This is a genomic window from Hydrogenovibrio sp. SC-1 (assembly GCF_002848135.1).
GTDB lineage: Bacteria > Pseudomonadota > Gammaproteobacteria > Thiomicrospirales > Thiomicrospiraceae > Hydrogenovibrio.
On sequence record NZ_PKGB01000007.1, the window covers coordinates 47787 to 74460 of the forward strand.

Annotated in this window: 24 protein-coding genes; 20 read left to right on the forward strand and 4 right to left on the reverse strand. The window is 45.4% G+C overall.

Annotation, left to right across the window (positions count from 1 at the left end; translation table 11 throughout):
- Positions 1-44 precede the first annotated feature (44 nt).
- The 14 genes from CYQ88_RS11565 to CYQ88_RS05510 all read left to right on the forward strand — a co-directional run bounded on the left by CYQ88_RS11565 (position 45) and on the right by CYQ88_RS05510 (position 17330).
- Complete coding sequence (locus CYQ88_RS11565; protein WP_199170166.1) at positions 45-983, forward strand: type IIL restriction-modification enzyme MmeI; 939 nt, start codon at positions 45-47, stop codon at positions 981-983.
- Positions 984-995: 12 nt separating this feature from the next.
- Positions 996-2786, forward strand: a complete 1791-nt coding sequence (locus CYQ88_RS05450) for a DNA methyltransferase (protein WP_199170167.1) — start codon at positions 996-998, stop codon at positions 2784-2786.
- A gap of 316 nt (positions 2787-3102) precedes the next feature.
- Positions 3103-3732, forward strand: a complete 630-nt coding sequence (locus CYQ88_RS05455; RefSeq protein WP_101840342.1) for a DUF4386 domain-containing protein — start codon at positions 3103-3105, stop codon at positions 3730-3732.
- Between the two features lie 205 nt (positions 3733-3937).
- On the forward strand, positions 3938-4690 hold the full coding sequence (gene hypB, locus CYQ88_RS05460) for a hydrogenase nickel incorporation protein HypB (RefSeq protein ID WP_101840343.1): 753 nt from the start codon (positions 3938-3940) through the stop codon (positions 4688-4690).
- A 34-nt stretch (positions 4691-4724) separates the two neighbouring features.
- The gene (locus CYQ88_RS05465) at positions 4725-4970 is read left to right on the forward strand and encodes a HypC/HybG/HupF family hydrogenase formation chaperone (RefSeq protein WP_101840344.1); all 246 of its coding nucleotides are present in this window, start codon (positions 4725-4727) and stop codon (positions 4968-4970) included.
- Positions 4957-6129 carry a hydrogenase formation protein HypD gene (gene hypD / locus CYQ88_RS05470; RefSeq protein ID WP_101840345.1) on the forward strand — a complete coding sequence of 391 codons (1173 nt, stop codon included), beginning with the start codon at positions 4957-4959 and terminating at the stop codon, positions 6127-6129. Before CYQ88_RS05465 ends, hypD begins: the two co-directional genes overlap by 14 nt.
- On the forward strand, positions 6126-7154 hold the full coding sequence (gene hypE / locus CYQ88_RS05475) for a hydrogenase expression/formation protein HypE (protein WP_101840346.1): 1029 nt from the start codon (positions 6126-6128) through the stop codon (positions 7152-7154). Before hypD ends, hypE begins: the two co-directional genes overlap by 4 nt.
- Positions 7155-7177: 23 nt before the next feature.
- Positions 7178-7525, forward strand: a complete 348-nt coding sequence (locus CYQ88_RS05480) for a hydrogenase maturation nickel metallochaperone HypA (protein ID WP_101840347.1) — start codon at positions 7178-7180, stop codon at positions 7523-7525.
- A gap of 20 nt (positions 7526-7545) precedes the next feature.
- On the forward strand, positions 7546-9993 hold the full coding sequence (locus CYQ88_RS05485) for a hydrogenase small subunit (protein WP_101840348.1): 2448 nt from the start codon (positions 7546-7548) through the stop codon (positions 9991-9993).
- Positions 9990-11693, forward strand: coding sequence for a nickel-dependent hydrogenase large subunit (locus CYQ88_RS05490; protein WP_101840349.1), 1704 nt, complete (start codon positions 9990-9992; stop codon positions 11691-11693). Before CYQ88_RS05485 ends, CYQ88_RS05490 begins: the two co-directional genes overlap by 4 nt.
- 3 nt (positions 11694-11696) lie before the next feature.
- A complete protein-coding gene (locus tag CYQ88_RS05495) occupies positions 11697-12266 on the forward strand; it encodes a HyaD/HybD family hydrogenase maturation endopeptidase (RefSeq protein ID WP_101840350.1) in 570 nt (189 codons plus the stop codon).
- A complete protein-coding gene (hypF, locus tag CYQ88_RS05500; RefSeq protein WP_158236012.1) occupies positions 12263-14578 on the forward strand; it encodes a carbamoyltransferase HypF in 2316 nt (771 codons plus the stop codon). Before CYQ88_RS05495 ends, hypF begins: the two co-directional genes overlap by 4 nt.
- Before the next feature lie 31 nt (positions 14579-14609).
- Entirely contained in the window at positions 14610-16802 is a 2193-nt protein-coding gene (locus CYQ88_RS05505) for a copper-translocating P-type ATPase (RefSeq protein ID WP_101840352.1), read from the forward strand.
- Between the two features lie 168 nt (positions 16803-16970).
- Positions 16971-17330, forward strand: coding sequence for a DUF4389 domain-containing protein (locus CYQ88_RS05510; RefSeq protein WP_101840353.1), 360 nt, complete (start codon positions 16971-16973; stop codon positions 17328-17330).
- Between the two features lie 19 nt (positions 17331-17349).
- On the opposite strand, the gene CYQ88_RS05515 is transcribed toward CYQ88_RS05510, so the two are convergent.
- Positions 17350-19014 carry an acetolactate synthase large subunit gene (locus tag CYQ88_RS05515; RefSeq protein ID WP_101840354.1) on the reverse strand — a complete coding sequence of 555 codons (1665 nt, stop codon included), beginning with the start codon at positions 19012-19014 and terminating at the stop codon, positions 17350-17352.
- Between the two features lie 214 nt (positions 19015-19228).
- Here CYQ88_RS05515 and sdhC point away from each other — a divergent pair, with 214 nt between their 5' ends.
- The 6 genes from sdhC to CYQ88_RS11695 all read left to right on the forward strand — a co-directional run bounded on the left by sdhC (position 19229) and on the right by CYQ88_RS11695 (position 24005).
- Positions 19229-19621 (forward strand): succinate dehydrogenase, cytochrome b556 subunit, encoded by a 393-nt coding sequence (gene sdhC, locus CYQ88_RS05520; protein ID WP_101840355.1) that lies wholly within the window; start codon positions 19229-19231, stop codon positions 19619-19621.
- Positions 19621-19959 (forward strand): succinate dehydrogenase, hydrophobic membrane anchor protein, encoded by a 339-nt coding sequence (gene sdhD, locus CYQ88_RS05525; RefSeq protein WP_101840356.1) that lies wholly within the window; start codon positions 19621-19623, stop codon positions 19957-19959. The genes sdhC and sdhD overlap by 1 nt, the downstream gene beginning before the upstream one ends.
- A gap of 14 nt (positions 19960-19973) precedes the next feature.
- Entirely contained in the window at positions 19974-21761 is a 1788-nt protein-coding gene (gene sdhA / locus CYQ88_RS05530; RefSeq protein WP_101840357.1) for a succinate dehydrogenase flavoprotein subunit, read from the forward strand.
- 26 nt (positions 21762-21787) lie between these two features.
- Positions 21788-22510, forward strand: coding sequence for a succinate dehydrogenase iron-sulfur subunit (locus CYQ88_RS05535; protein WP_199170169.1), 723 nt, complete (start codon positions 21788-21790; stop codon positions 22508-22510).
- Positions 22511-22512: 2 nt separating this feature from the next.
- Positions 22513-22788, forward strand: a complete 276-nt coding sequence (locus CYQ88_RS05540; RefSeq protein WP_101840359.1) for a succinate dehydrogenase assembly factor 2 — start codon at positions 22513-22515, stop codon at positions 22786-22788.
- A gap of 62 nt (positions 22789-22850) precedes the next feature.
- Positions 22851-24005 carry a methyl-accepting chemotaxis protein gene (locus CYQ88_RS11695; protein ID WP_101840360.1) on the forward strand — a complete coding sequence of 385 codons (1155 nt, stop codon included), beginning with the start codon at positions 22851-22853 and terminating at the stop codon, positions 24003-24005.
- Between the two features lie 43 nt (positions 24006-24048).
- Here CYQ88_RS11695 and CYQ88_RS05550 read toward each other — a convergent pair whose 3' ends face one another.
- The 3 genes from CYQ88_RS05550 to CYQ88_RS05560 all read right to left on the reverse strand — a co-directional run bounded on the left by CYQ88_RS05550 (position 24049) and on the right by CYQ88_RS05560 (position 26475).
- Positions 24049-24906, reverse strand: coding sequence for a DUF6544 family protein (locus CYQ88_RS05550; protein WP_101840361.1), 858 nt, complete (start codon positions 24904-24906; stop codon positions 24049-24051).
- A gap of 130 nt (positions 24907-25036) precedes the next feature.
- A complete protein-coding gene (locus tag CYQ88_RS05555) occupies positions 25037-25462 on the reverse strand; it encodes an Hsp20/alpha crystallin family protein (RefSeq protein ID WP_101840362.1) in 426 nt (141 codons plus the stop codon).
- 173 nt (positions 25463-25635) lie between these two features.
- Positions 25636-26475, reverse strand: a complete 840-nt coding sequence (locus CYQ88_RS05560; protein WP_101840363.1) for a carbonic anhydrase — start codon at positions 26473-26475, stop codon at positions 25636-25638.
- Positions 26476-26674 lie beyond the last annotated feature (199 nt).

The following is a 26674-nucleotide window of genomic DNA, read 5'->3' on the forward strand; positions in this document are numbered from 1 at the left end:
ACAGTAGCGTTAACATTAACCCTTATTTTAAATCTGGATTATTCATGGCTCTTTCCATCCGCGATATGCGCACCAACGCACATAGGTTTGTTCAAACCTATTCCGAAGCTCAAAAAGAAAACGCTGAATCGCAAAGTTTTCTCAACGATTTTTTTGCAATCTTTGGTATACCGCGCCGCCGTGTTGCCAGTTTTGAACGTCCAGTTAAAGTGGATGAAAAAGGCACCAAACGCATCGACTTATTTTGGCCAGGCGTATTACTGGTTGAAATGAAATCCCAAGGCCAAAACCTAGAAAGCGCCTACCAACAAGGCATGGGTTATTTTAGAGGTCTAAAAGATGAAGAACTGCCACGTTATGTCATGGTTTGTGACCTCAACACCTTCAAACTTTACGATTTGGATCAAAAACACGACTACACCATTCAACTAGCCGACCTAGTCGATAACCTCGACTTATTCAGTTTTATGCTCGGCAAAGAAAAGCAAGACATCACCGAGTACGAACTTAACGAACGTGCCGCTCTATTACTCGGACAATTGCATGACTCACTCGAAAAAAGCGGCTATGTCGGCCATGACTTACAAGTCTTTATGGTGCGCATCCTGTTCTGTATGTTTGCCGAAGACACGGGTGTGTTTAATCCTCGCCAGTTTATTCACTATCTACTGCGTTTTACCGCAGACACTGGCAACGACACCGAAATGCATCTGCAAAAAATCTTTCAGGTCTTGGACAAGCCCGATGATCAGCGCAATAAAAACCTGCCAGATGAACAAGCCGCTTTCCCTTATGTAAACGGTCACCTATTTCGCGAACGTATCGACATGCCCAGTTTTGATGCCGAAATGCGCACCCAGCTGATTGAGTGCTGTTATTTCAATTGGAAAGACATCAGTCCGGCAGTATTCGGCAGTTTGTTTCAATCGATTATGGATAAGCAAGCCCGTCGAAACCTTGGCGCGCACTACACCAGCGAATAAAATATTTTCAAGGTGATTGAACCGCTTTTCCTTACCGATTTAAAAAACGAACTCGATGATATTCTCAAGCTCAAACAACAGAAAAAACGCAATGATCGTCTGATTGAATTTTCTAATAAATTACGTTCACTCAATTTTCTCGATCCAGCTTGCGGGTGCGGCAATTTCTTGATTATTACTTATCGCGAACTGCGCCGCTTAGAACTCAAAGTGTTACACGCACAACACGGCGGTTCCATGGCCTTAGGGCTAGAAATCCAACCCAGCATACCTCTGAATAACTTTTATGGCATTGAAATAGACGAATGGCCGACACGCATTGCCGAAGTGGCGATGTGGTTGACCCAACACCAAATGAATGTCGAATTCGCCAAAACCTTTGGCGAAGAACCCGATTTACTCCCACTCAAAGAACACGCCAATATTCATCATGCGAATGCGTTGGAACTGGATTGGTCGCAGGTGGTTGAACCACAAAACCTCAATTACATTATTGGCAATCCGCCGTTTGTGGGTAAAAACTTCCGCAACAAGACTCAAGAAGCCAGCCAGCAACAGGTGTTTTTACCAGAGGTTAAAAGCTGGAAGTCACTCGATTTTGTCGCTGGTTGGTTTTACAAGGCCGCTAAATTTACAAATAACACAACAATTCAAACTGCCTTTGTTTCGACCAATTCCATTTGCATGGGCGAACAAACGGGCGTGTTATGGCAACCCATGTTAGACATGGGTATTAAAATCAATTTTGCGCACCGCACTTTTGCTTGGGATAACGATGCCAAAGGCAAAGCGTCGGTACATTGCATTATTGTTGGTTTTGCCCATTTTGACCGTTCTGAAAAATGGCTTTATGACTATCCTGACATAAAGGGGGCGCCAAATCGCTTAACCGTAGAGAACGTTAATCCTTATTTGGTGGATGCGCCTAATGCAGTTGTGCTCGGACGAAGCAAGCCATTAGTCGATGTAAGCCCGATGGTGTATGGCAACAAACCTGTAGATGGCGGATTTTTGTTTTTAACTCCTGACGAAAAAAATGACTTATTGGCTAAACAACCAGGCCTGCTGCAATGGATAAAACCGATTCTGGGTTCACAAGAGTTTTTAAATAATGGCGAACGTTATTGTTTATGGTTTGCCAATGCCAGCACCAAAGAACTACGTGATTTAATGCAAATCCCTGAAGTTAAGCAACGTATTGATGGTGTTAAGAAAATGCGTTTAGCCAGTACCAAAGCAAAAACCCAACAGTCAGCTGAAATACCTTGGTTATTTGATGAAGTTCGCCAGCCAACTGATGGAACCTATATTCTTCTGCCAAGAGTTTCATCTGAACGTCGTTCTTATGTGCCAATGGGTTTTTTTGATCAAGACACCATCTGCAGTGATGCAAACCAAATGATTCCCAATGCCACACTTTATGAATTTGGAATTTTAACTAGCCAGATACATATGGACTGGATGCGCACTGTCGCAGGACGCTTAAAAAGCGATTATCGTTATTCAGCTAAACTGGTGTACAACAATTTCCCTTGGCCGCAAACTAACGACCAACAAAAAGAGCAAATCGAAAAGCTGGCACAAGCGATACTGGATGCGCGCCAAGCAGAATTTGACAAAGACTCCAATACCAGTCGTGCCGACTTATACGATCCTGATTTGATGCCGTCTGCTTTACGAAAAGCTCATAAAGCGCTGGATAAAGCTGTCGATAAACTCTACAACCCCAAAGGCTTCAAAACCCCACTGGATCGGGTAAAACATCTATTCGAGCTTTACCAACAACTGGTCAAGCAGGCGTAAAGACATAACTCAAAATGAGAAGTGATTGATTTCAGAGTAAGATCAAGTTAATTTGACCAGGCCTGGTTGGTTTTCATGTCAAAAGCGGTTCTTCTGTCAAGACGAATCGTCTATTAAAGTCACCTATTAAGTGTTCCATATACGAATGGAATGCTGAATGTATCGCATTTTTAATTATTAGAGAACCATAAACGTCAGTAATTTTTTAATTGTTAGGAATATCGCAGGTTCAATTAAACTAATAAAGCGAAAATTAATTATATAAGTTGTTGTTATTTATTAAAATGATGTTTCCATATTTTTGAGGTAATCCAGGATGAATACCACGTTAAATGCTAGAACACTTTCATTAATTGGCGGTGTCAGTTACTTTATTATTTTCTTCGCAGCCATCTTTGCGAATTTCTTTGTGATCGAATCTCTGTTGAATGACCCAGTGAATACGGTTGTTGAAAATGGAACTTTTGCTCGCGCGGGCATTTTGGCGTTTATGATTACGGTCGTCTTCGATGTGGTTGTGGCTTGGGTGCTTTATGAGTTATTTAAATCGCATCCTTTGTCTGGGTTGAGTGCGTTATTTAGAATGATGCATGCGGCCATTATGGGGGCGGCGATTTTTGCATTGCCAATGGCGTTAGCGGCGACTGAGAGTGCAGAAATTCTCAGGCAGGTTGATATTTTTAATACGATTTGGCTGATCGGGTTGTTCTTTTTTGGCGTTCATCTGATTCTGTTGGGCAATATTATTGGCAGACCTAAAATCATTGCAATATTTCTCGTGATTGCGGGGGTGATGTATATGGTGGATACGGCTGCGCATTTTATGATGCCGAACTATGATGATTATGCTTCTATATTCTTGGCGTTGGTTGCGATTCCGAGTATTTTCGGCGAAATGTCTTTTGCGGTCTGGCTGTTGATAAAAGGCGGTAAGGAGTCTTCTTAAATCGTTAAATCTTTGGCACTTTAATTGCGCTTAATGTGGGCGATAAAGTGCCAGTTCCCATTGTCAAAATATGTCACTTGATTCACTTCATCAAAATGCTACACTAAACGAGTTATGCGCTTTTCTAGCGCATTAATCGGCACTTCAATGTATAGTCGTAGACACACAAATCAAATAGAGTTTTAAACACATAAAGGAATGTTGCATGTGTGAAGATTGTGGTTGTTCTTTAACCGATCGCGAGGCGCTGTCGCCACAAACCCCGTTTCATCCTGTTCATGATAATCCGCAATTGAATGATGCCAATACGGTGGCGGTGATTCAGAATATCTTACATAAGAATGACCATGAAGCCGATCATAACCGCGCCCATTTTGAGAAGGAAGGGGTGTTGGCCATTAATTTAATGAGTAGCCCAGGCAGTGGTAAAACCAGTTTGCTTGAAAGCTTAGCGACGTTTTCTGAAAGGCCTTTTGAGTTTGGGGTGATTGAAGGCGATTTGGAAACGGCGCGAGATGCGGATCGTTTGAAGGCGAAGGGCATAGAGGCGTTTCAAATTCAAACGGGCACAGCCTGTCATCTGGATGCGTTTATGGTGCATAAGGGCTTGCACCACATGCCGTTAGCGAACTTGGATGTATGCTTTGTTGAGAATGTCGGCAATTTGGTGTGTCCGGCCAGTTATGATGTGGGAACCCATTTGAATGTGGTCTTGCTGTCGGTACCGGAAGGCGATGACAAGATTGAGAAGTATCCGGTGATGTTTCATAAGGCGGATTTGGTGATTTTGACAAAGGTGGATTTATTGCCACACTTTGATTTTGATGTGGCCGCGGCCAAGGCAATGGCCAGACGTTTGAAGCCGAATGTGGATATTTTGGAATGGTCTCATCGAGATGAAGAGGCAACGAAACGCTTGGTAGATTGGATTGAGTTTAAACGAAAAATGCGCGGATAATCAGAGCGTGTCGATCCCTTGGGAGGGGTAACAAATGTGTTTGTCGGTTCCATCAAAAGTCGTTGAAATTCATGCGGGCGACGCGGCGACTGTCGAGACGATGGGTGTGCAGCGCCAAGTTAGTTTGGCGTTGATGCCGGAAGCCGTTGAATTGGGCGATTATGTGTTGATTCATGTCGGTTTTGCGATGAATAAAATTGATGAAGCCGATGCGTTGGAAAGTTTGGCCTTGTATCAAGAGATGATCGCTTTAATGGATGCACCGCATGAGTCAAACTAAGGGGCACACTTTAGCATTGCAGCAATTGTATCAAGGGTTTCGTGATCCGCAGACCATGCATGCTTTGGCGCAACAAATTGCCGAAAAGGCGAAACAGTTGTCGTGCCCCTTGCGGGTGATGGAGGTGTGCGGCGGGCATACGCATACCGTTATGAAATATGGGTTGAAGTCACTTTTACCAGAGCAGATTGAGTTTATTCATGGCCCGGGGTGTCCTGTGTGCATTATGCCTAAGGAGCGAATTGATCAGGCAATTGCGTTAGCGAAAATGGATAACACCATTTTGCTGACGTTGGGCGATATGATTCGGGTGCCAGGGTCTAAAACGTCTTTGGCAAAAGTGCGCGCAAAAGGGCATGATGTGCGAGCGCTTTACACGCCAATGGATGCCATTCAAATTGCCCAGCAGAACCCAGATAAACAGGTTATTTTCTTTGCGATTGGGTTTGAAACTACCACGCCGATGACCGCGGCAGTATTGCAACAGGCGCAGCAACTGAGGCTGACCAATTTATTTTTTCATATAAATCATGTTTTGGTACCGCCTGCGGTGTCGGCTTTGCTGGGTGATGACGATTGTCGGATTGGGGCACTGATTGGGCCTTCTCATGTGAGTGTGATTGCGGGTGCCAAAATTTATCAACCGTTGGTGGATAGCTATGGGTTACCCATAGTGGTGAGTGGCTTTGAACCGGTGGATGTGATGCAAAGTTTATTAATGATTGTTGAGCAGGTTTTGGAGAACAAGCCGCACTTGCAGATTCAATATAGCCGAGCGGTTAATTGGGAAGGCAATCTAAAAGCACAGCAATTGATTGAACAGTTTTTAGTACCAAGAGCGACGTTTCGCTGGCGAGGGCTGGGAGAGATTCCCAACAGTGCACTGCAATTGCGACCTGAGTTTGCACAGTGGGATACGGAACAGGTCTTTGCCGATCATTTGTCTAACGAGGCTTTGGACGATCATAAATTGTGTATTTGTGGTGATATTCTGCGCGGTATTGCCCAGCCGAAAGACTGCCGGGTTTTTGGTAAAGGCTGTGACCCGCAACGACCATTGGGTAGTTGTATGGTGTCTAGTGAAGGGGCTTGCCATGCTTATTATCGCTATGCGAATGTACCGAAGATGCCTAGCCGCGCACAAGAGATATCAAGATGAATAAAGGTCATATTAGTTTGAGCCATGGCGGTGGCGGTGTTGAGACGCAACAGCTGATACAACAATTGTTTTATGCGCACTTTGATAATGAGTTATTAAGGCAAGCAGAAGATGCCGCCGTTTTTGAAGCCAATGGTGCCTTAGCGTTTACCACTGACAGCTTTACGGTGAGCCCGATTTTTTTTAAAGGCGGGGATATTGGCAAGTTGGCGGTGGCGGGCACGGTGAATGATTTGGCGATGATGGCGGCCAAGCCTTTATATTTAAGTTGTGCCTTTATGATTGAGGAAGGGTTGCCTTTTCAGTCTTTAGAACGGATTGTCAGCAGTATGGCGCTGGAACTCAAAAAGACGGGCGCAAAGGTAGTTTGTGGCGATACCAAAGTGGTGCCCAAAGGGGCGGTCGACCAACTGTTTATTAATACCTCAGGGATTGGGGAATTAATGTCTGATCAAATTAGACCGTCTGCGCAAGGGTTGCAACCTGGGGATGTGATATTGGTTTCAGGGGATATTGGTCGTCATGGTGCGGTCATTTTGGCAGAGCGAGAAACCTTACAGCTACAAGCCCCCATTGAAAGTGATTGCAATAGTGTTTGGCCGGCGGTCGCTGCTTTATTGGCGGCGGGTATTCCGCTTCATGCGCTGCGCGATGCAACACGCGGTGGTTTGGCCGCGGTGTTGAATGAATGGGCGCAGGCATCAGCGGTATCGATTGACGTCCAAGAGGCGAAATTGCCGATTTCGGAATCGGTTCAAGGCATTTGTGAACTGCTGGGATTTGAAGCGTTTGATTTTGCCAATGAGGGGACATTTGTTTTAAGTGTCCCTGCCGAGGTGGCGGATGAGGCGTTGGCGATATTGCATCAATTTGCGTTCTGTAAAAATGCAGCTATGATTGGTGAGGTGCTGGAATTCCAACCATACCCAAAGGGCACGACGGGCCTGGTCATTTTAACCAGTCCTTGGGGCGCTCAACGGGTATTAGAGCCGCCTCAAGGTGAACTTCTGCCTCGGATTTGTTAGGGTGGAAACTCAGGTGAATATGAATGCATGAATATTCCATTGTGCAAGCGCTAATGGAACAATGTGAAAGCTTAGCGGCGGAGCATCAGGCCACCACCATTCGGCGAGTGGAGGTCAAAATCGGCGTATTGAGTGGGGTAGAGCCGTATTTATTGCAAACCGCCTTTGATACGTTTAAAGAAAGTAGCGTACTTTGTCAGCAAGCCCAATTGGTGTTACAGCACCAGTCATTAGTTGGGCAGTGTCAACAGTGCGGTGAACGCTATGAAATGAGCGGGTTTGGCGAGTCATGTGCAACTTGTAAAGACAGTCTGCTAACGATTGTGGATGGCGATGCGCTCATGTTAATGAAATTGGAAATGGATTCCTAACGGGGCAAAAGGGGGGAGTGATGCGGGTTGTGATTATTGGCGGAGGAATTGCCGCAGATTATTTGGCAAATCAGATTTTGGCGCAAGATGACAGTGTCGAGGTGTTGATTCTGTCTAAAGAACAATACGCACCTTACGACCGTATTCACTTATGTGATTTGGTTTCCGGGGAGTCTAATCTTCAGGACATTACCTTAGAATTAAACCCGAATGTGACGGTGAAGTTGGATCATGCCGCCACGGGACTAGACCCTAAAAATAAGCAAGTCATTTGTGGGGAACGGCGTTATGACTACGATTATGTCATTATCGCCAGCGGTTCTTTACCTCGCACCCTGTTTGATATTGATGGGTTGGATAATGCGGTCACCTTTCGCAGCGCGGATGACAGTTTCAAAATCGCTCAGAACATGGAAAATCGCGAGCTGGTGATTGTCGGAGCTGGGCCGATTGGTTTGGAATTGCTGGATACGCTCATGGGCATGCCTCAACCGAAAAAGGTTTATCTGCTGGTTCGAGATACCAGTCTGTATTCACCCGACTTAGACCCTTCCAGCGTAATGTTGATGCAACAAACCTTTGAAGCCGATCCGCGCATTGTCATTTCTTTTGAAGATGAAATTGTCGAACAAGATATCCAAGATGGACACATTGTCACCCTTCAGACGAAAAAGCACTGTATTGAAAATCCGTTTTTGATTTTTGGGATTGGGATTCAGCCCAATATTGAATTTGCTAAAGCTACTTTAGGCTGTGATCGCGGGATATTGGTGGATCGAATGATGCGGACTTCCGATCCGTTCATTTATGCAGTGGGTGAAGCCGCGCAAATTGATGAAAGCGGCTTCGTTGCAGGACATGCATTGGAGTGTCGTAATCAGGCGGATGTGGCGGTTGCGGATATTTTTAACAAAACACCCGAACCCTATCATCGGGAAGTAGCGATTGATGGTCTAAAAGTCGGGTCGTTTCATTTTACCGACGTGCGGGCGCCCGACTATGATATTGGCGATGAGAATAACGAAGTGGTGTTACTGCGCTCCAAAAAAGAAGGTCGCATTGATCAATATATTTTGAATAATGAAAAGCTGATGCGCTTTATTGGTGTGAATTCAAATGTGGATGCGCTTTATTTAAAACAACTGATTATTGAAAAAGAAGATGTCGATGCCGCCTATTTATATAACAATCGCCATGAAAGTGGCCGAGGGCGTTTGGTGTGCAGTTGTACCGGTGCTTACGAAAATGATCTGATTGGTGTGATTGAAGACAATGCGGTGACCAACTTTGGTGAGTTGCAGGCTTTTAGCCAAGCGGGTCGGGTGTGTGGGCGCTGTAAAAAAGACGTGGCGAATTTAGTCGCTTGTGCCCATGTGGATGCGGCAGCCGTTCAGTGTAAACAACAACAGCGTGCCGCGGAGAAGGAAGCCGCACAGTTGGCAAAGGTTCAAAAACGGCTGGATAAATTTAAGCGATTGCACCCAGACCAAAATTTGGAAAATGCGGATTTAGATACCGCTTTAAAAGCGTTTGATAAGGTGCAGGATTTCAATGGCTGGGTTTCGATGATGGCCTTGAATCTCGATTTGCCCAGCAGCTTTGATGGCGCAGTAAAGCAAGGTGTGCAACAGCTTAATAAAATTCCAGTGATTTGGTTGGAATTGGCGGATTGCAGTGGGAATTCGGAAGCCTTTATAAAAACGGTGAACCCCAGCATTGATGAACTGATTCTGAAGTTTATTTCATTGGACTATCATGAGTTGTTAATGGCCGCATCCGGCCCGCATTCTGAAGATCGACTGGATGAATTGTTGGAACAAGATGCTGGCGAATTTATGCTGGTGGTTGAAGGTGCAGTGCCTTTGGGGATGGATGGTAAATATTTGCGGATTGGTCCCAAAGGCGAAACGGGGGTTGATTTACTGAAGCGTGTGGCACAAAAAGCCAGTGCCATTTTTGCAGTGGGGTCTTGTGCGTTGGATGGCGGCGTCGTGGCGGCCGCACCGAATCCAACGGGTGCCGTCGGAGTTGGCGAAGCGCTCGGTCGTAGTGATGTGATTAACCTGCCTGGCTGTCCAGTGAATCCGATAAATGTGGTGGGGACGTTACTGCATTATGTCATGTTTGGCGAAATGCCGGAGCTGGATGACAATAATAAACCGTTATGGGCTTATGCGCCGAGGGTGCATGATAACTGCGAGCGACGAGGCCATTATGATGCTGGTGAATTTGTTTTGGAGTGGGGTGATGAAGGGGCTAAAAAAGGCTGGTGTTTGTTTGAAATGGGCTGTAAAGGGCCTTATGCCGACATCAATTGTTCCATGGTGAAATTCAATGAAGGCACGTCTTGGCCAGTGCAAGTCGGGCACGGCTGTATTGCTTGTGGTAAAGGTAAGGTTGCTTTTGATGAGTTGGCAAATAACCGTAAGGTGATTAACATTGACAAAATTATGGGGGCGGTAAAATGACTCAGCCAACAGCTAAAAGCCAAAAAATTGTAATTGATCCCGTGACCCGAATTGAGGGGCACTTGCGGGTTGAAGTCGAGGTGGACGAAAATAATCAAGTAACCGAAGCTTGGGCTTCAGGGCAATTATTTCGAGGCATAGAAACCATTTTAAAAGGGCGAGACCCTCGTGACACAGGCTTGATTGCACAGCGGATTTGTGGGGTGTGTACGAATTCACATTATCGTGCATCGATCAGTTCGGTTGAAGATGCCTATCAAATTCAAATCCCAAAAAACGCTGAAATTGTGCGCAATCTCGTGTCATTGGCGTTGTTTGTGCAAGATCATATTGTTCATTACTATCATTTACATTCGCTCGACTATGTTGATGTGGTCAGCGCCTTAGACGCGGATTGCGAAAAAGCCAGTCAGCTTGCACATCAGTGGCATGATCATCCTTATCATTGTAGTCAAGGGGACCTTAAAGCGGTTCAGAAAAAATTAGCGGATTTCGTAGCGGCAGGTCGGTTGGGCTTGTTTGCCAATGGTTATTGGGGGCATGCTCAATATAAGCTCACGCCGGAAGAAAATTTGATTCATATGAATCATTACCTAGAAGCCTTACGCGTTCAGCGTGAGGTGAGTCGGGCGATTGCCATTTTTGGAGGGAAAACGCCTCACCCGCAAAACTTGGTTGTGGGTGGCGTTACCAGTGTGATGGATATGCTTAACCCGCAACGGCTGAATGATTATTTATTTGTGATTAAAGACACTCAGGAATTTGTTAAACGGGCTTATCTGCCTGATATGAAAATGGTAACCGCCGCTTATCAAGATTCGATGAAAGCTGGCGAAGGCCGAGGTCATGGCCATTTTATGAGTTCTGGCGGTTATGCGTTTGCTGATGGTGAACCCTTATTTGCCAGTGGCGTGATTTGGGGGCATGATTTTGACCAGGTTGAGCCGTTTAATGATGCTCATATTACCGAAGAAGCCTCGCGTTCTTGGTATCAAGATGCCGGGCCGACTTCGCCTTATGACGAAACCACCGAACCGGACTATACGGATTTAAATGCGGATGGCACCTTAAAAACCGAAGGCAAATATAGCTGGATTAAAGCTCCACGTTATCAAGGGCAACCGATGGAAGTGGGGCCAGCAGCGCGGATGATTATTGGATATCAGCAAAACGCACGTTATATCAAACCCTATATGCAGCAATTTATGGATGCAACCGGAATACATTTGCTCGACTTCTCTAGTACCCTTGGTCGCAATGCGGCTCGGGCGGTTGAAGCTGAAGTTGTTTGTGATATGGTTTTTAAGTTTGTTAGTGAACTGGCTGAAAATATTAAATATTATGATGAAGAAACCTGGGCAAAATATGTATTTGAAGACTTGCCACAACAAACGCAAGGTCGTGCAATTTTAGAGGTTCCACGTGGCACCTTGAGCCATTTTGTGTGTATTGATGAAGCAAAAGTGAAAAATTATCAGGCGGTGGTTCCGACGACTTGGAATGCGTCGCCAAAAGATCACCAGGGCTTACGCGGGCCTTATGAGGAGTCAATTGTGGGGTTAACCCTAGCCGACCCACAACAGCCTTTGGAGGTGTTGCGCGTCGTTCATTCATTTGACCCCTGCCTGGCCTGTGCGGTGCATGTAATGGATGCACGTGGTCAATCTTTGGCTGAATATCGTGTGCCAGCACTGAGCTAACGCATGGAAAATGCCGCTAAGGTTGCCATTATTGGGGTTGGCAATATTCTATTCCGAGACGACGGTTTAGGCATTTATGCCAGCCAGTTTTTGGCTGAAAACTATGATTTTTCACCTGGGGTAGACGTGATTGATGGCGGTACGCTGGGAATGAACTTGTTAAGTTATTTCCAACGCTATGAACGGGTCATAGTGTTGGATGCGCTCAGTGTTAGTGACGATTCTCCACCGGGTACGGTTTATTCGATGCCCGCCTCAGAGCTACAAGCAATGGGCGCTTGTCGACAAACGGCACATGAAGTAGAAGTGCTTCAAACTCTGGAAATGGGCGCTTTAGTGGGCGGTATGGCTGAGATTCAAATTATCGCAATGGTGCCTGAAGATATTGATTCGGTGGCGATTGGCTTGACTGAGGCGGTTGAAAATACCCTGTTGCATTTAATCGAGACAGGAAAAGAACAACTTCGTCAATGGCATATTGCCGTGACCTCCAAGCCGTCCAGCCATGGCTTAGCGGAGATTCTTGAAAATTATCAAACCTTAAATCAGTTTAAAACCACCGCTTGCCTGTGAATGACGTTAAACACCAATACACTATTCTGACCGGTAAGGTTCAAGGCGTGGGGTTCCGGCCTTGGGTCTTTCAACAGGCGCAACAGTTAGACTTGTTGGGATCAGTCTATAATGCTGGACAATCGGTGGTATTACACCTGCAAGGGTTGGAAAGTCAGCTGGACGAATTTCAACAACGATTACAGCACCAACTACCGCCGCAAGCTCAGATTGACCAGATATCGCAAAAGGCCTTACCGCTGGCAGACTTTCAACAGTTTCAAATTTTACCCAGTCAATCCGATGAATCCGTACCGTCTTCGCTAGAAATTCCAGTCGATTTAGCACTCTGCGATGCCTGTTTGGCAGAGTTTCATGATCCAACGAATCGTCGTTATCAAGATCCTTTTATCAGTTGTTCGGACTGTGGGCCGCGCTATTCGATGTTGCGTGCCATGCCCTATGATCGCGCCAATACCGCTATGGTGGCGTTTCCATTGTGCGAATGCTGCCAACAGGAGTATCAAGATCCGACCAATCGCCGCTTTCATACCCAAGGCATTTGCTGTCCAGATTGTGGGCCAGAGCTGGCTTATTATAATGCGAAACAGTGCTTAATTTACAAAGGCCTAGAGGCGGTTCTGCAACTCAAAAATAGATTAGAACAAGCAGGCCTGGTGGCTTTTAAGGGGGTTGGTGGCTTTCATTTATTGGCGGATGCGACGCAAACGGTGGCTGTTGAAAAATTACGCCAATGCAAGCACCGTCTAGAAAAACCGTTTGCAATTTTGTGTCGTGATTTGGAAATGGCACAACAATTGGCCGATATGTCGGCGCACGAAAAATCTTTGTTGTGTTCGCCAGCCCACCCTATTGTCCTAGTGAAACGTCGTCAAGATTCGGTGTTAGCACAGTCGCTCAGTGATAGCATTGCGCCAGGGTTGACATGTATTGGCCTCTTTTTAGCCTGTACGCCGCTACAACAGTTATTGTTCGAGTCTGTCTCAACCCCCTTGGTGGCGACCAGTGCCAATCTATCTGGCGAGCCGATCTTAACGCATGCCGATGCGGTGTTTCGGCAATTCGGCCAAACGTCACTGGTGGATGGGGTTTTAGACTTTAACCGTGACATTGAAAATCCCTGTGATGACAGTGTGGTGCAAAGTGTTGCGGGTAAAACGGTGACCTTGCGAATGGCTCGGGGGTTAGCGCCTTTTTCATTGTCCATTCCGGCGAAAAACGACCCTACCCACGGGGCACGACAGGCCTGGCCATTTTTGGCTGTTGGGGCACAACAAAAAAGCACCTTTGCGATGGGGCGCAATAACCAGGTTTTATTATCTGTCGAAGGGGGTGACCTGCATGCTCTAGCGGCGCAACAGCAATTCAACACCCAAATTCATCGGCTGAGTCAATGGACAGGCGTTGCACCTCAAACATGGGTTTGTGATCCGCATCCGAATTATGTCAGCTCTAAATGGGCACAACAACAGGCCGAATCTGAGCATTCTGTTAATAAAGTGCAACATCATTATGCGCATCTGTTGGCGGGCATGGCAGAACATGGTCTGACTGAGCCAGTGTTGGGTTTCAGCTGGGATGGCAGCGGCTATGGTTTGGATAAAACCCTTTGGGGTGGAGAAGTAATGCTCGCGTCCATCCAAGGATTTGAGCGGCTTTGTCATTTACAACCAATGGTGTTATTGGGGGGTGAAAAGGCTATTCGTCAACCGCGTCGCATCGCCTTGGCTTGGCTATTTGAACGATATGCGCTTGAAACTGTGTTGGATATGAAGTTGCCAACGCTCAAAGCCTTTAGCGAATTGGAAATCCGCCAACTTTATCAGTTGTATCAACAAAAGATTAATTGTCCGATGACCAGTTCGATGGGGCGAGTTTGGGATGGCGTGGCCAGTTTGATTGGCTTGAAACAACAGTTAGGCTATGAAGGTCAGAATGGATTGCTTATGGCAGAACAGTATGATTTTTCAATCAAAGAGGCGTATGATTTTAAGGTAAGCGATCAGAAAATTGACCTAAGCCAGATGGTTGAACACCTACTATTCGATCAGCAAGCAGGGATCAGTCAGTCAAGGATGGTCAGCCAATTTATCAATATGCAGGTCAATTTAGTCGCTCATTTGGCCAAACAAAATCCAGATTTACCGGTAGTCGTCTCCGGTGGAGTTTTTCAAAATAAAGTGTTACTACAACAACTTATAAAGTATTTTGAGAATCAATCTCAAAAGTTCTATTTTCAACAAAATACGCCACTGAATGACGGTGGCATCGCACTGGGTCAGGCCTGGTGGTTTTTGCATCAAACGCGCTAGAACACCTTAACCAATGGTAAAGGAGGTTGTTATGTCCGTACCGCATCATCACCATTCACAACAAACGGTTTGTCATTCCAAGGAAAGCTGTCAACAATCAGTGACAACGTCATCCGAAATGAATGTGGTTTTTACCTGTCCGATGCATCCTGAAATTCGCCAGAATGAGCCGGGAACGTGTCCTATTTGCGGCATGGCGTTAGAAGCTAAAACTTACCGTGACGATACCGAAAACCCTGAGTTGACCGATTTTCGACATCGATTTTGGATCGGGTTGATCTTAACCTTGCCGATGTTTCTATTAGAAATGGGCAATCATTTTATTGATTTTCACCCCTTCATCAGTGCCGTTTTGTTCAATTGGATTCAACTGATCTTGGCAACGCCTGTAGTGTTATGGGCAGGGGAACCTTTTTTGGAACGTGGCTGGGCATCATTGAAATCGGGCCATCTCAATATGTTTACACTGATTGCAATAGGGACGGGGGTTGCTTGGATTTACAGTGTGGTGGCAACTTTACTGCCGGGATTTTTTCCTGAAACGCTCTTGAAGGATGGCGTGGTCCCTGTATATTTTGAGGCGTCAGCGGTGATTATTGTGCTGGTGTTATTAGGCCAGATCTTAGAGTTAAAAGCTCGTGCGCAAACGAGCAGCGCTATTAGAGCACTGCTGGATCTGGCACCTAAAACCGCCCATCGACTTAATGGGCAAGATGAAGAAACGGTCGGTTTAGATCAAATACAGCTAGGGGATTTACTACGAGTTCGCCCTGGAGATAAGGTGCCATTAGATGGGGTGGTGACAGAAGGTAGCAGTACGGTTGATGAATCCATGATCACCGGTGAGTCGATGCCTGTTAAAAAATCGCAGGATATGAAAGTGATCGGTGGCACCCTGAATCAAAACGGCAGTTTTATTATGAAAGCCGAGCGCATCGGTCGGGAGACGGTGCTATCGCAAATTGTGCATTCTGTTGAAGAAGCGCAACGTAGCCGAGCGCCCATTCAACAGCTGGCTGACAAGGTTGCTGGTTGGTTTGTGCCAACGGTGATTTTGGTTTCGGTTTTGACCTTTAAGGCTTGGCTGGTTTGGGGGCCTGATCCGGCATTGAGTTATGCTTTGATCGCTGCGGTGAGTGTGCTGATTATCGCTTGTCCTTGTGCACTTGGCTTGGCAACCCCTATGTCGATTATGGTAGGCGTCGGCAAAGGTGCGCAAGTTGGCGTATTGATTAAAAATGCCGAAGCTTTGGAGCGTTTGGAAAAGGTCGATACTTTGGTGATTGATAAAACGGGTACCTTAACCGAAGGCAAGCCGACGGTAACTCACATTGAGACGGTGGGCGATTTTTCTGAAGAACAGTTATTGGCGCTCGCTGCATCACTTGAACAGGGGAGTGAACACCCGCTGGGCTATGCAATTGTCATGGCGGCCAAGCAAAAAGGACTGGATTTAAGCGCTGCAGAACATTTTGAGGCACCAACGGGGCTGGGTGTCATTGGACGTATTCATGGTCAAGAGGTTGTTTTAGGGAGTGCGCAACTAATGAAACAACAGTCGGTTGATGTATCATCCGTGTCTAAGAAAGCTCAGGGATTGAGAGCGGAAGGCGCCATCGTGATTTATATGGCGGTGGATCGGAAACTGGCTGGGATTTTAGCGATTGCTGACCCAATTAAGGAAACGACGCCCAGTGCCATCAACGCTTTGCACAGCTTGGGTATTCGCATTATTTTATTGACAGGGGATAATCGTCATACCGCTGAAGCGGTTGCCAAAACCCTACATATCGAAGAAGTGGAAGCCGAAATCTTGCCCGATGATAAGGGGCGCATTGTCAAGCAATTACAGCAGCAAGGGCGTGTGGTTGCGATGGCTGGAGATGGCACGAATGATGCCCCTGCCTTGGCGGCAGCTGATGTTGGTATTGCGATGAGTACCGGGACAGATGTGGCGATGGAAAGTGCTGGCATCACCTTGCTAAAAGGCGATTTGACCAGCATTGTGCGCGCACGAAAATTGTCCGTGGCCACCATGCGCAATATCCGCCAAAACTTGTTTTTTGCCTTTATCTATAATGCGATTGGTGTTTCGGTGGCGACCGGAATCCTATATCCGTTTTTTGGCATACTATTGTCGCCCATTATTGCCGCCGCCGCCATGTCACTATCGTCAGTCAGTGTTATCGGCAATGCACTCCGGCTGCGTTTAAAGTCGCTCTAAAAGTGTTATAAATGGAGCTAGCCATTGTAGATATGAGGATACCAAGCTAATCTAGTAGAGGTTATCGATCTGTGAGATTGTTTCCGGCATCTGTTATCAAGAAAATCAAATAACAGTGTTATACTTTCAGTCTAGAGCGAGGTTGAAATAATCCCAAAGGAGTGTGGCATGAGTGATGATTCTTCAAAGCCTTATAAAGATCGCAGTGTTTGGATGCGCGGGTTGTATATGCTGATTTTTATGTTTTTCTTGGGTATCGCAAAATTTGTGACTTTTGTGGTTGTTTTAGTACAGTTTGTAAATGTTGTTTTTACGTCTGATACTAACCAAAAATTACTGACATTCGGCGATAGTTTGAGCCAATATCAATACCAAATATTATTGTTTTTGACGTATAACACTGAACAGCAGCCTTATCCGATGGGGGATTGGCCAAAGCCAAATGCGCCTACGACGCCAACCGTTTCAGAAACGATTGACCTTGCAGGAAATGAGCCGGAAACGCCAATTGAAAAACGTGAGAGTTAAGGTTTAAAAAAATAGATTCTCATGGGGCCTTATGGATTTCTTGATAGCGTTGTTGGCTTTGCTCTTTAATTAGGGTGTTCAAAATATAGTCGTTTTCGGAATAATCCATTGGAACCTCTATGAGGTGAACACCGCCACATTCAAAGGCGTGTTCAATGGTGGGAATAAGGTTGTCCGTACTCTGAATTCGGTGACCGTGAGCACCATAGCTTTGTGCATAAAGCACAAAGTCGGGGTTGCCAAAATCAAGTCCGAACTCATCCAGCTGCATATTAGCTTGTTTCCACTTAATCATGCCATAGGCATCATCTCGTAAAACCAGTACCACCAAATCCAATTTGAGACGAACAGCAGTTTCCATTTCTTGAGAATTCATCATAAAGCCGCCATCGCCACAAATAGCCATGACTTTTGACTCAGGGAAGACCAGTTTAGCAGCAATAGCAGAGGGCAGTCCTGCGCCCATCGTTGCAAGTGCGTTATCGAGTAACACGGTATTTTGTTGGTAGGCTAGATAATTACGAGCAAACCAAATCTTATAGACACCATTATCTAAGCAGATAATGCCCTCTTCTGGCATAACTCGACGGATATCTTTGACCAGTCGTTGCGGATAAACTGGAAACCGGTCATCTTCTGAGCCTTCTTGCAAATTCTCATCAATATAAATTTTAGCAGCTAAAAAAGGCTTGAAATCCCAATGTGCTTGACGTGTGATGGCTTCCTTGAGTTGATAAAGACTATTGCCAATATCACCGATGACATCAGCCTGCGGAAAGTAGACCGGATCAACTTGGGCATTGGTGTAGTTAATATGCAGCACTTTGAAGCCATTTTCGGTCATAAAGAATGGCGGTTTTTCGACCACATCATGACCCACATTGATAATTAAATCGGTATCACGGATGGCATTGTGCAAAAAGTCGCCATCGGATAATGCGGCGCAGCCAAGGTATAGGTGATGACGCTCATCAACCACCCCTTTACCCAATTGGGTGGTGAAAAAAGGAATGGCCGTTTTGTCGATAAATTGTCGGATCATCCGCCCTGCGGTTTTACGGTTTGCACCTGCGCCAATTAAAATCAGTGGGCGTTTGGCTTGTTCAATCATTTGAATGGCATTGCGAATGGCTTTGGCTTCGGCAATGGGGCGTCGATGTTCACCCTGTTCGATGACATGACCCAATGAAGTTTCACGAGCAACATCTTCGGGGAGTTCTAAGTGGGTAGCACCGGGTCGTTCGGTTTTGGCCATACGAAAGGCTTCGCGAACTCGCGCGGCGACATTATGACCACTGCTAATTTGATAAGTGTACTTGGTGATGGGACGCATCATATCCACCACATCCACAATTTGAAATTGGCCTTGCTTACTGGTTTTAACAGGCTTCTGTCCTGTAATCATCAGCATGGGCATGGCCCCCAGGTTTGCGTAGGCTGCAGCGGTGACTAAATTGGCAGCCCCTGGCCCGAGCGTTGATAAGCACACGCCGACATTGCCCGTTAATCGACCATAAGTGGCCGCCATAAATCCGGCGGCTTGCTCGTGGCGAGTGAGCACAAGTTGGATGTTGGAGTTTTTAATTGAATTCAACAGGTCGAGATTTTCTTCGCCTGGAATCCCAAAAATCATTTTAACGCCTTCGGCTTCTAAGGCTTTGATAAATAGGTCAGATGCTTTCATGCCAATTCTCCATAAAAATGATCGGGCTCGTCGTGCCCTTTGGGTATGATCGTTTTTTGCCGATTATTGTTTCTTTACTTTACTGTATTCTGGCAAAGTATTCTTAAAAAAATAGCCGTGTTTTAGGGGGAATATGCTCCAAAAATCGTTCATTATTGTCTGGCTGATTGCGGTATACTCAAGCAGAAATGTCGCATTATTCTAGGAGTCTCCCATGTATCATCATCCTGGCAATAAACCTGTTTATTTGAATTTACGGGCTTTCCGATTTCCTCTCAATGCTATCTTGTCTATTTTGCATCGTATCAGTGGTGTTTTCGTTCTTATGAGTCTGATTCTTGGATTAGTGTGGTTGAATTTGTTACTGCTTCAACCAGAATCTTATCAACAAACTAGGGCTTGGTTGAGTCATCCTCTTGGCAAAATTGTGGCGACTGCTGGATTATTGGGCTTGAGTTTTCACTGGTTAACAGGTTTACGGCATTTGTTAATGGAGCATGATGTTGCGCAATTGATGACGCGATTGGATCGTTCGAGATTGTCAGGACAAGGGGTATTGGTCATTTTTGTCATTTGGTCGGTTTGGGTGATTTGGAGGCTGTGGTAATGTCGGGCATTTTAACGGGCTTAAAAGCGCATTTATGGCAGCGTATCAGTGCTTTCTATTTATTAATTTACTTTCCATTAGCGGCTTGGTATTTAAGTCAGCAATCGTTTGCCACTTTGGCAGCGTTCAAGCAGGCAGTTTTCGCTGTCGAATTTTGGGTAATGACCCTGTTAGCGTTATTGCTGCTGTTAGTTCACGCTTGGGTGGGGATGCGAGATGTCTTGATGGATTACTTACCTCGTAAAGCGGTTTTAGCTGGGTTGAGTGTTTTGGGATTGGGTCTAATGGTTATTTTGTTGAACTTGTTATATTTAACCCTTTATTTGATGAAAAACTAGAGGTTAAACCAAATATGGTTGCGTTTGAAAATATCGATAGCTTTCATTTTGATGTTGTCATCGTCGGTGCAGGTGGGGCTGGATTACGTGCTGCGTTACAGTTGTCTCAATCGTCTCAACGAGTGGCGGTGGTGTCAAAAGTGTTTCCTACACGTTCCCATACAGTAGCCGCACAAGGTGGCATTAATGCGGCCTTGGGTAATAACACGGAAGACAACTGGCATTGGCACATGTATGACACCATTAAGGGCAGCGATTACTTAGGCGATCAAGATGCGATTGAGTTTATGTGCCGAGAGGCCTCAGAGATTGTGCGTGAGTTAGAGCATTTTGGCGTGCCTTTTTCCCGTACCGATCAAGGCAAAATATATCAACGTCCTTTTGGTGGACAAAGCCGAAATTTTGGGGAAAGTCAGGCATCACGAACCTGTGCGGCGGCGGATCGTACTGGGCATGCCATTTTACAAACCCTCTATCAGCAAAATATCCAAGCTGGCACGACCTTTTTTAATGAATATTTTGCCATCGATTTGGTAAAAGATGACCCGCAGCGCATTGCGGGTATGGTGGTGATGAATATGCAAACGGGTGAATATCAATTGATTCGAGCCCACGCAGTGATGATCGCCACAGGTGGGGCCTGCCAGCTTTTTAAAACCAATACCAATGCCAAAATTAATACTGGGGATGGCTTGGCTATGGTCGCAAGAGCTGGTCTGCCACTGCAAGATATGGAATTTTGGCAATTTCATCCAACAGGCGTTGCCAATAAAGGCATGCTATTATCCGAAGCGGCGCGTGGTGAAGGCGGAGTGTTAAGAAATGCACAGGGTGAAGCCTTTATGGTGAACTATGCGCCACACGTTAAGGATTTAGCGTCCCGTGATGTCGTGGCACGAGCGATAGCGATTGAGGTTAAAGAAGGTCGAGGATGCGGACCCAATAAAGATCATGTGTTATTGGATTTAACGCATTTGGATGCAGAGATCATTAAAAAACGCTTACCAGGGATTCGGGATCTTGCCTTAACCTTTGCCGGATTGGATATGTGTACCGATCCCATTCCAGTTTATCCGACTGCACATTATATGATGGGTGGGATTCCGACCAACTTTAAAGGTCAGGTTTTGACATTGAATGAGCAGGGGGAATCCATCCCTGTGACAGGGTTGTATGCAGTCGGAGAATGTGCCTGCGTTTCGGTGCATGGTGCAAATCGGTTGGGGGGGAATTCGTTATTGGATATCGTGGTGTTTGGGCGAGCGGCAGCGCAAGAGATAGACCGTGTTTTACAAAATCAGAAACCCAGTGACTTTTTTGATCAACCGTTGGATTTAAGCCGGATTGCCGCCCGTTTACAAAAATGGGAAAATCAATCGAGTAACGACGTTAAAGACCCGACAGGGGTGATTAAGTCAGATCTACAAGCCGCCATGCAAGAGGGCTGTGGGGTGTTTCGAAATGCTGAAACCATGCAGGCTTTAATAGCCAAACTGGAACCGATTGAGCACCGCATTCATCAGGCGGTGCTGTCAGATCATAGCCGAGCGTTTAATTTGGATCGTATTGAAGCGTTGGAGTTGGAAAACTTGATGACATTGGCCTACGCTACGGCACACAGTGCAGTGTTGCGAGAAGAGAGCCGAGGCGCTCACTCTAGGATTGATTTTACCGAACGAAATGATGTCGACTGGCTAAAACACAGCCTATATTTTATTGAAAACCATCAAGTGCGTTATAAACCTGTGACTTTAACCGCCTTGACGGTAGAGGGTTTTAAACCCAAAGCTCGTGTTTATTAAGCCATGATTAATTGTTTTCTGAGGAGCTGATTATGCGTTTTTCTATTTATCGATACAATCCTGAAGCGGACGAACAACCTTATTGTCAGGATTATGAATTAGACGATGCGTTAATTGGTGATGAAATGATGTTGCTGGGCGCATTGGAGAAATTGCGAGAACAAGATCCCAGCTTAACCTTTAGAAGTTCTTGTGGCGAAGGGGTTTGTGGGTCGGATGGTATGAATGTGAATGGCGAAAACAGGCTTAGCTGTATCACACGGGTGTCCGAATTAACACAACCCGTGACGATTCGACCTTTGCCAGGCTTGCCAGTGATTCGGGATTTGGTGATTGATATGACATTGTTTTATGAACATTATCATGCGGTAGAGCCATATCTAAAACCAACCCCAGCGGGTGTTTCGATTGATTTAGATCACGAGCTGTTACAAAGCCCAGCAGAGCGGGAAAAGTTGGATGGCAGCTATGAATGTATTTTATGTGGTTGCTGTAGTACCAGTTGTCCGTCATTTTGGTGGAATCCTGACAAGTTTCATGGTCCAGCAGCATTATTGGCGGCTAGGCGTTTTGTGGTGGATAGTCGAGATATTACCACTCGGGAGCGTCTTGAAAACCTGGATGATCCTTATAAAACCTTCCGATGTCGTAATATCCAAAACTGTACGGCCAGTTGCCCGAAAGGGTTGAACCCCAGTCAGGCCATTCAAGAACTCAAGTCTTTAATGCTCAAAAAGCAAGTGGATTAACCGTGTCAAAGACGCTACATCCCTTGCATTTCAAAGCCATGCAACTGAATTGTCGACGCGGGTTGGCTGAAGTGGAAGTCTTATTGATGGCATATTGGCAACAACTTGCCAATAAACCGACAGACGATAGGAGTCTGCTTCAGGAATGTCAGTTATTTGAACGGTTGTTATTGGAAAATGATCAGCAGCTATTTGAATGGTTGCTGTCGCCAACGCAAGCACCAACCGACTATCGTGGCTTAATCGCGCGCATTCGTGCTCATTATCTTGAAAAATAACCAGGCCTGGTCGAAATGGCACTTGTTTTGCTTTAAGCCTGCCATTACAAGGAGAAGCCATTATGTTCGGACTGTTTCAAAATAACGCACTCAAACAAAAAATTACGCAGTTAAAACAGCAATTAGATGAAAAAGAGAGTCAAGTAAACGCATTGCAAAATGATGTTCAGGCATTAAGAGCGCAGCTATCTTCAACCCAGGCTGAATTGCAAACGAACCAATCTCAAACAGATCAAACTCGGTTTTCCGATAGTGCCCAGTCGCTGTTTCATGCGTTGGATCACTATGCAAAAGGGGTGGTGATGTTTCAAGGAACCATGTCACAACTGGGCGAACGTTTAAAAACGGGCCATGAAGATGTGATGGGGTCGATTAGCGTTAGCCAGTCGGCACAATCCGATTTATCCATTATTACTCAGGGCATAAACCATCTAAGCGAAGTGGCACTCAGCGCGTCTAACCTAGTGGCAGCGTTGGAGAATCGAGCTGAAGAAATTGGCGGTATCGTTTCGCTGATTGAAGGCATTTCCGAGCAAACTAATTTATTGGCGTTGAATGCGGCCATTGAAGCAGCCAGAGCAGGTGAGTCTGGACGCGGTTTTGCCGTAGTGGCCGACGAAGTTCGCGTCTTGAGTTCGAAAACGGCCAAGGCGACTTCGGATATTTCAAAGTTGGTTTCGGTGATTCAGCATGAAGTGAAAGACTCTCAAGAAAATATTTTGGCGTTGTCGAATGAAGCGCGTTCGCTTTGTAGTCAAGGTGACCAAGCCAATGAAAGCATTTCTAAACTCATTAATACCAATAGCCGAATGGAAGAGGTTATTTCTACCAGTGCATTGCGTAGCTTTGTGAGTTCCGCAAAAGTGGATCACATGGTTTTTAAAATGGAAATTTATAAAGTCTTTATGGGCGTGTCTCATATGAAAGCGAATGACTTGTCGGATCACCATAATTGCCGCTTAGGAAAATGGTATTACCAAGGTGAAGGCGTGCATTGTTATTCAAAATTGCCGGGTTATAAGGAACTTGAAACGGTGCATCAGGAAGTTCATAGTCAAGGTCGGCAAGCTCTAGAGTATTATGAAGCTGAGGATTATGACAAGGGTGTTGCTTGTTTACAGCAGATGGAACATGCCAGCGATGAAGTGCAAAATGCACTTGAAAAAATTGCCCTGTCAGCTGAAGAAAATCCAACACTTTTGTGCAATGTAAAATAATCTTCCGTCAGCGCGATGGCTTGCGTGCAAGCCAACCATTCCCTTAAGGTGTAAATTGGTGGGTAATCTCCTGAATACGAGCACGCCAATAGGGTTTATTGCCCTCGGGCAGTTGCCAAGCGACTTCGCCAGACAAGGGAATCAGCATGCCGTTTCGCCATTGATAATCCCAAAATCGGCCCTGCCAGGGTGTGGCAACTTGTTGACCGTTTATTTCTCGATAACGATTGGCTGCGCTAACGGTTTCAATTAGATCGTTTTCATTAAAGCTATAAACCAATGTGACTTCCGTCTCGCCTTGTTTTAAGGTGGCTTGAGCTTGATGCGCATCAATTGCCTGCCAATGAACGCCTTCACTGGGCAGTAATGCCGTTGGATACCAAGCCGCTTCAGCTAGATACCGCATTAATTCGCCTTGATTCAATTCTGGGGTTGAGGGGGCTGACATAACGGTTATGCCGCCCCATAGTTTAGCCGTTAAAAGGCCTTTTCCAGTGATATAGCCATCACGAACAAAGAAGTTTATTCCAGGCAAAAACCGAATGCGAGCATCCCATAAAAAGCCAGGGTTCTGAACTGAAATCCATTGCTCCGATTGGAAAGGTTTCCAGTTGTCGACAGCTTCGCCCATATTGAATTGGCCATCATGGCTAAGTTTGACTGAGGTCACTATCGGTTGTCGCGGTTTGAGGACTTTATTGAAATACCGTTTAACGGGTGCGGGTAATGCTTCGAGTTGCTTCGGATCAAATTGATCATGGTCAAAATCGGTATTGGAGAGTGAGAGCTGATCAAGCAAACGTTGATGTTGAAATTGCCACTGATAAGGTGCCCAGAAGTAAGCAAATATCCATAACAAGCATAAAAAGACAAGTAACAAACTAGTGATTTTAAGTGTCATATCGGGGTGCCTTTATAAGATATGCCATGCTAGCTTAAATCGTCATGAGATGAATTTCAAATTGAATCGCTTGCTGATATAAAAAAGCCACCGCAAGGGTGGCTTAATTCACAGGAGAGGTAAGATGATGTTATTTCACCTGTATCATTTTGCTGGGTGTACGCTCTTTTTTAGGAAGCACTACTTCTAAAACCCCATTTTCGCAACTGGCATCCACATTTTCAGCATCGACATCTTCTGGCAAGGTGAAGCTGCGTTCAAATTTTCCATAGCTACTTTCAATGCGATGATAGTTGTCTTCTGAGACCTCTTCTTTGGTCTTGCGTTCGCCAGAGATAGTCAAACGGTTTTCTTTGACTTCAACATGAATATCTTCCTTGTTGACGCCGGGTAAATCCACTTCTATGTGATAGGCATAATCGCCTTCGCGAGTGTTGACAGTCGGTGTAAAAGCAGCCACATTGGCCGTGGTCGATTTTGGAGATATTTGTGCTAAACGGTTTTCGATGTCCCTGAGTTCTTTAAAGGGTTCTAAGCTTCTTAAAAATAAACTCATTTTAAATCCCTCCATGGGTTGGTTTACTAACGGGTTTAACAGTTTAATTTTGAGGCGTGATTTGAAAAATTCAAGGGAGGGGGGAAGAAATTTTATATTTTTTCACCAGGCCTGGTGAAATTTTGAAAATTTCCCTGCCCAGTACTGACTGGGCAAAGGAAAAGGATGTCAGCTTATTGTGCTGCAGTGGTATCTTGAATCAATACGTGTTTGTCGATTGCATTAACTGGACGGTTATTACCATCAAAGTACTCTTTAAGTGCAGTAATTTGAGCGTCAGTAACATCAATCGCAGAGGTCATTACGTGCCACTTAACATTTTCGCTACAAGGTGGAGTCGTTAAAGACCCCGTGTAACGGTAAGTTGCTCTTGAGCCAGCAGCCGGAAGCAGGTCGTTAAAGTCAATGGCACTGGTTAGATTCACTTCAGAATATTCATGCCCTTTTGTTTCAGCAAACTGGGTGATTAATGAAGCATAGCCAGCATTTTCAGTTGATGCACCGCCATTTAGTAAGATCCCAACAACCGCTAAAGAATCATCATCCGCTTGGTGAACAATATGGAATTCGGCATCAGCCAATTTGCCATCCACTTCGTGCTCACTGGGTGAATGGAAATGCACTTGTAAAACCTTATAGGTTTTTCCATCAACCGTGATTGAACTGGTTGCTGTATCAGACGCGTTCACTTGGACCGTGTGACCATTATTGATAACCGTATCAGTATTATTTGTATAGTTAAAAGTGATATTGGTTAGGGCTTGTTGATCCGCAGCCGTTAAGTTGATAGGCGATTGCGTGGTTCCTGTACCACAGGTTGGGTATAAAGTCCCGTCATGACCAATTAAATCTCCCCAGTAAGTTGGCCCGTTCCAGCCTTCGTAACTCCATGTTGAAGTATGTGTTGCATGACCATCAGCTGCAGCGTCAGTGGTGCTTGAGCTTGAAGTACCACCACATGCGGTCAAACCAAACATGGCAACAAATAAAGGGGATAAATACATTTTTTTCATAGATCTCTCGCTATTTAATGATTGATGTTTTTGAAATGATGTTATTTATATATTTGGTCTAGCGCCAATAATATAAGTCGATTCATTATGCGTAACGAAGGATAATTATCAAACAAAAAAAATTTATCAGGGGTATCAATAATCACTAATTACGTGTGGAATTATATCCTTGGAAAAATAAGGGAATGGTGTTGAGAGG

Bases quoted from the DNA above. Each gene is read 5' to 3' on its own strand.
- CYQ88_RS05465 (WP_101840344.1), top strand. From the start codon at position 4,725: ATGTGTTTGTCGGTTCCATCAAAAGTCGTTGAAATTCATGCGGGCGAC.
- CYQ88_RS05495 (WP_101840350.1), top strand. From the start codon at position 11,697: ATGGAAAATGCCGCTAAGGTTGCCATTATTGGGGTTGGCAATATTCTA.
- CYQ88_RS05490 (WP_101840349.1), top strand. From the start codon at position 9,990: ATGACTCAGCCAACAGCTAAAAGCCAAAAAATTGTAATTGATCCCGTG.
- CYQ88_RS11565 (WP_199170166.1), top strand. From the start codon at position 45: ATGGCTCTTTCCATCCGCGATATGCGCACCAACGCACATAGGTTTGTT.
- CYQ88_RS05555 (WP_101840362.1), bottom strand. From the start codon at position 25,462: ATGAGTTTATTTTTAAGAAGCTTAGAACCCTTTAAAGAACTCAGGGAC.
- hypB (WP_101840343.1), top strand. From the start codon at position 3,938: ATGTGTGAAGATTGTGGTTGTTCTTTAACCGATCGCGAGGCGCTGTCG.
- sdhC (WP_101840355.1), top strand. From the start codon at position 19,229: ATGTATCATCATCCTGGCAATAAACCTGTTTATTTGAATTTACGGGCT.
- CYQ88_RS05455 (WP_101840342.1), top strand. From the start codon at position 3,103: ATGAATACCACGTTAAATGCTAGAACACTTTCATTAATTGGCGGTGTC.
- CYQ88_RS05480 (WP_101840347.1), top strand. From the start codon at position 7,178: ATGCATGAATATTCCATTGTGCAAGCGCTAATGGAACAATGTGAAAGC.
- hypE (WP_101840346.1), top strand. From the start codon at position 6,126: ATGAATAAAGGTCATATTAGTTTGAGCCATGGCGGTGGCGGTGTTGAG.
- CYQ88_RS05550 (WP_101840361.1), bottom strand. From the start codon at position 24,906: ATGACACTTAAAATCACTAGTTTGTTACTTGTCTTTTTATGCTTGTTA.
- CYQ88_RS11695 (WP_101840360.1), top strand. From the start codon at position 22,851: ATGTTCGGACTGTTTCAAAATAACGCACTCAAACAAAAAATTACGCAG.
- sdhD (WP_101840356.1), top strand. From the start codon at position 19,621: ATGTCGGGCATTTTAACGGGCTTAAAAGCGCATTTATGGCAGCGTATC.
- CYQ88_RS05515 (WP_101840354.1), bottom strand. From the start codon at position 19,014: ATGAAAGCATCTGACCTATTTATCAAAGCCTTAGAAGCCGAAGGCGTT.
- CYQ88_RS05560 (WP_101840363.1), bottom strand. From the start codon at position 26,475: ATGAAAAAAATGTATTTATCCCCTTTATTTGTTGCCATGTTTGGTTTG.
- sdhA (WP_101840357.1), top strand. From the start codon at position 19,974: ATGGTTGCGTTTGAAAATATCGATAGCTTTCATTTTGATGTTGTCATC.
- hypD (WP_101840345.1), top strand. From the start codon at position 4,957: ATGAGTCAAACTAAGGGGCACACTTTAGCATTGCAGCAATTGTATCAA.
- CYQ88_RS05485 (WP_101840348.1), top strand. From the start codon at position 7,546: ATGCGGGTTGTGATTATTGGCGGAGGAATTGCCGCAGATTATTTGGCA.
- CYQ88_RS05510 (WP_101840353.1), top strand. From the start codon at position 16,971: ATGAGTGATGATTCTTCAAAGCCTTATAAAGATCGCAGTGTTTGGATG.
- CYQ88_RS05505 (WP_101840352.1), top strand. From the start codon at position 14,610: ATGTCCGTACCGCATCATCACCATTCACAACAAACGGTTTGTCATTCC.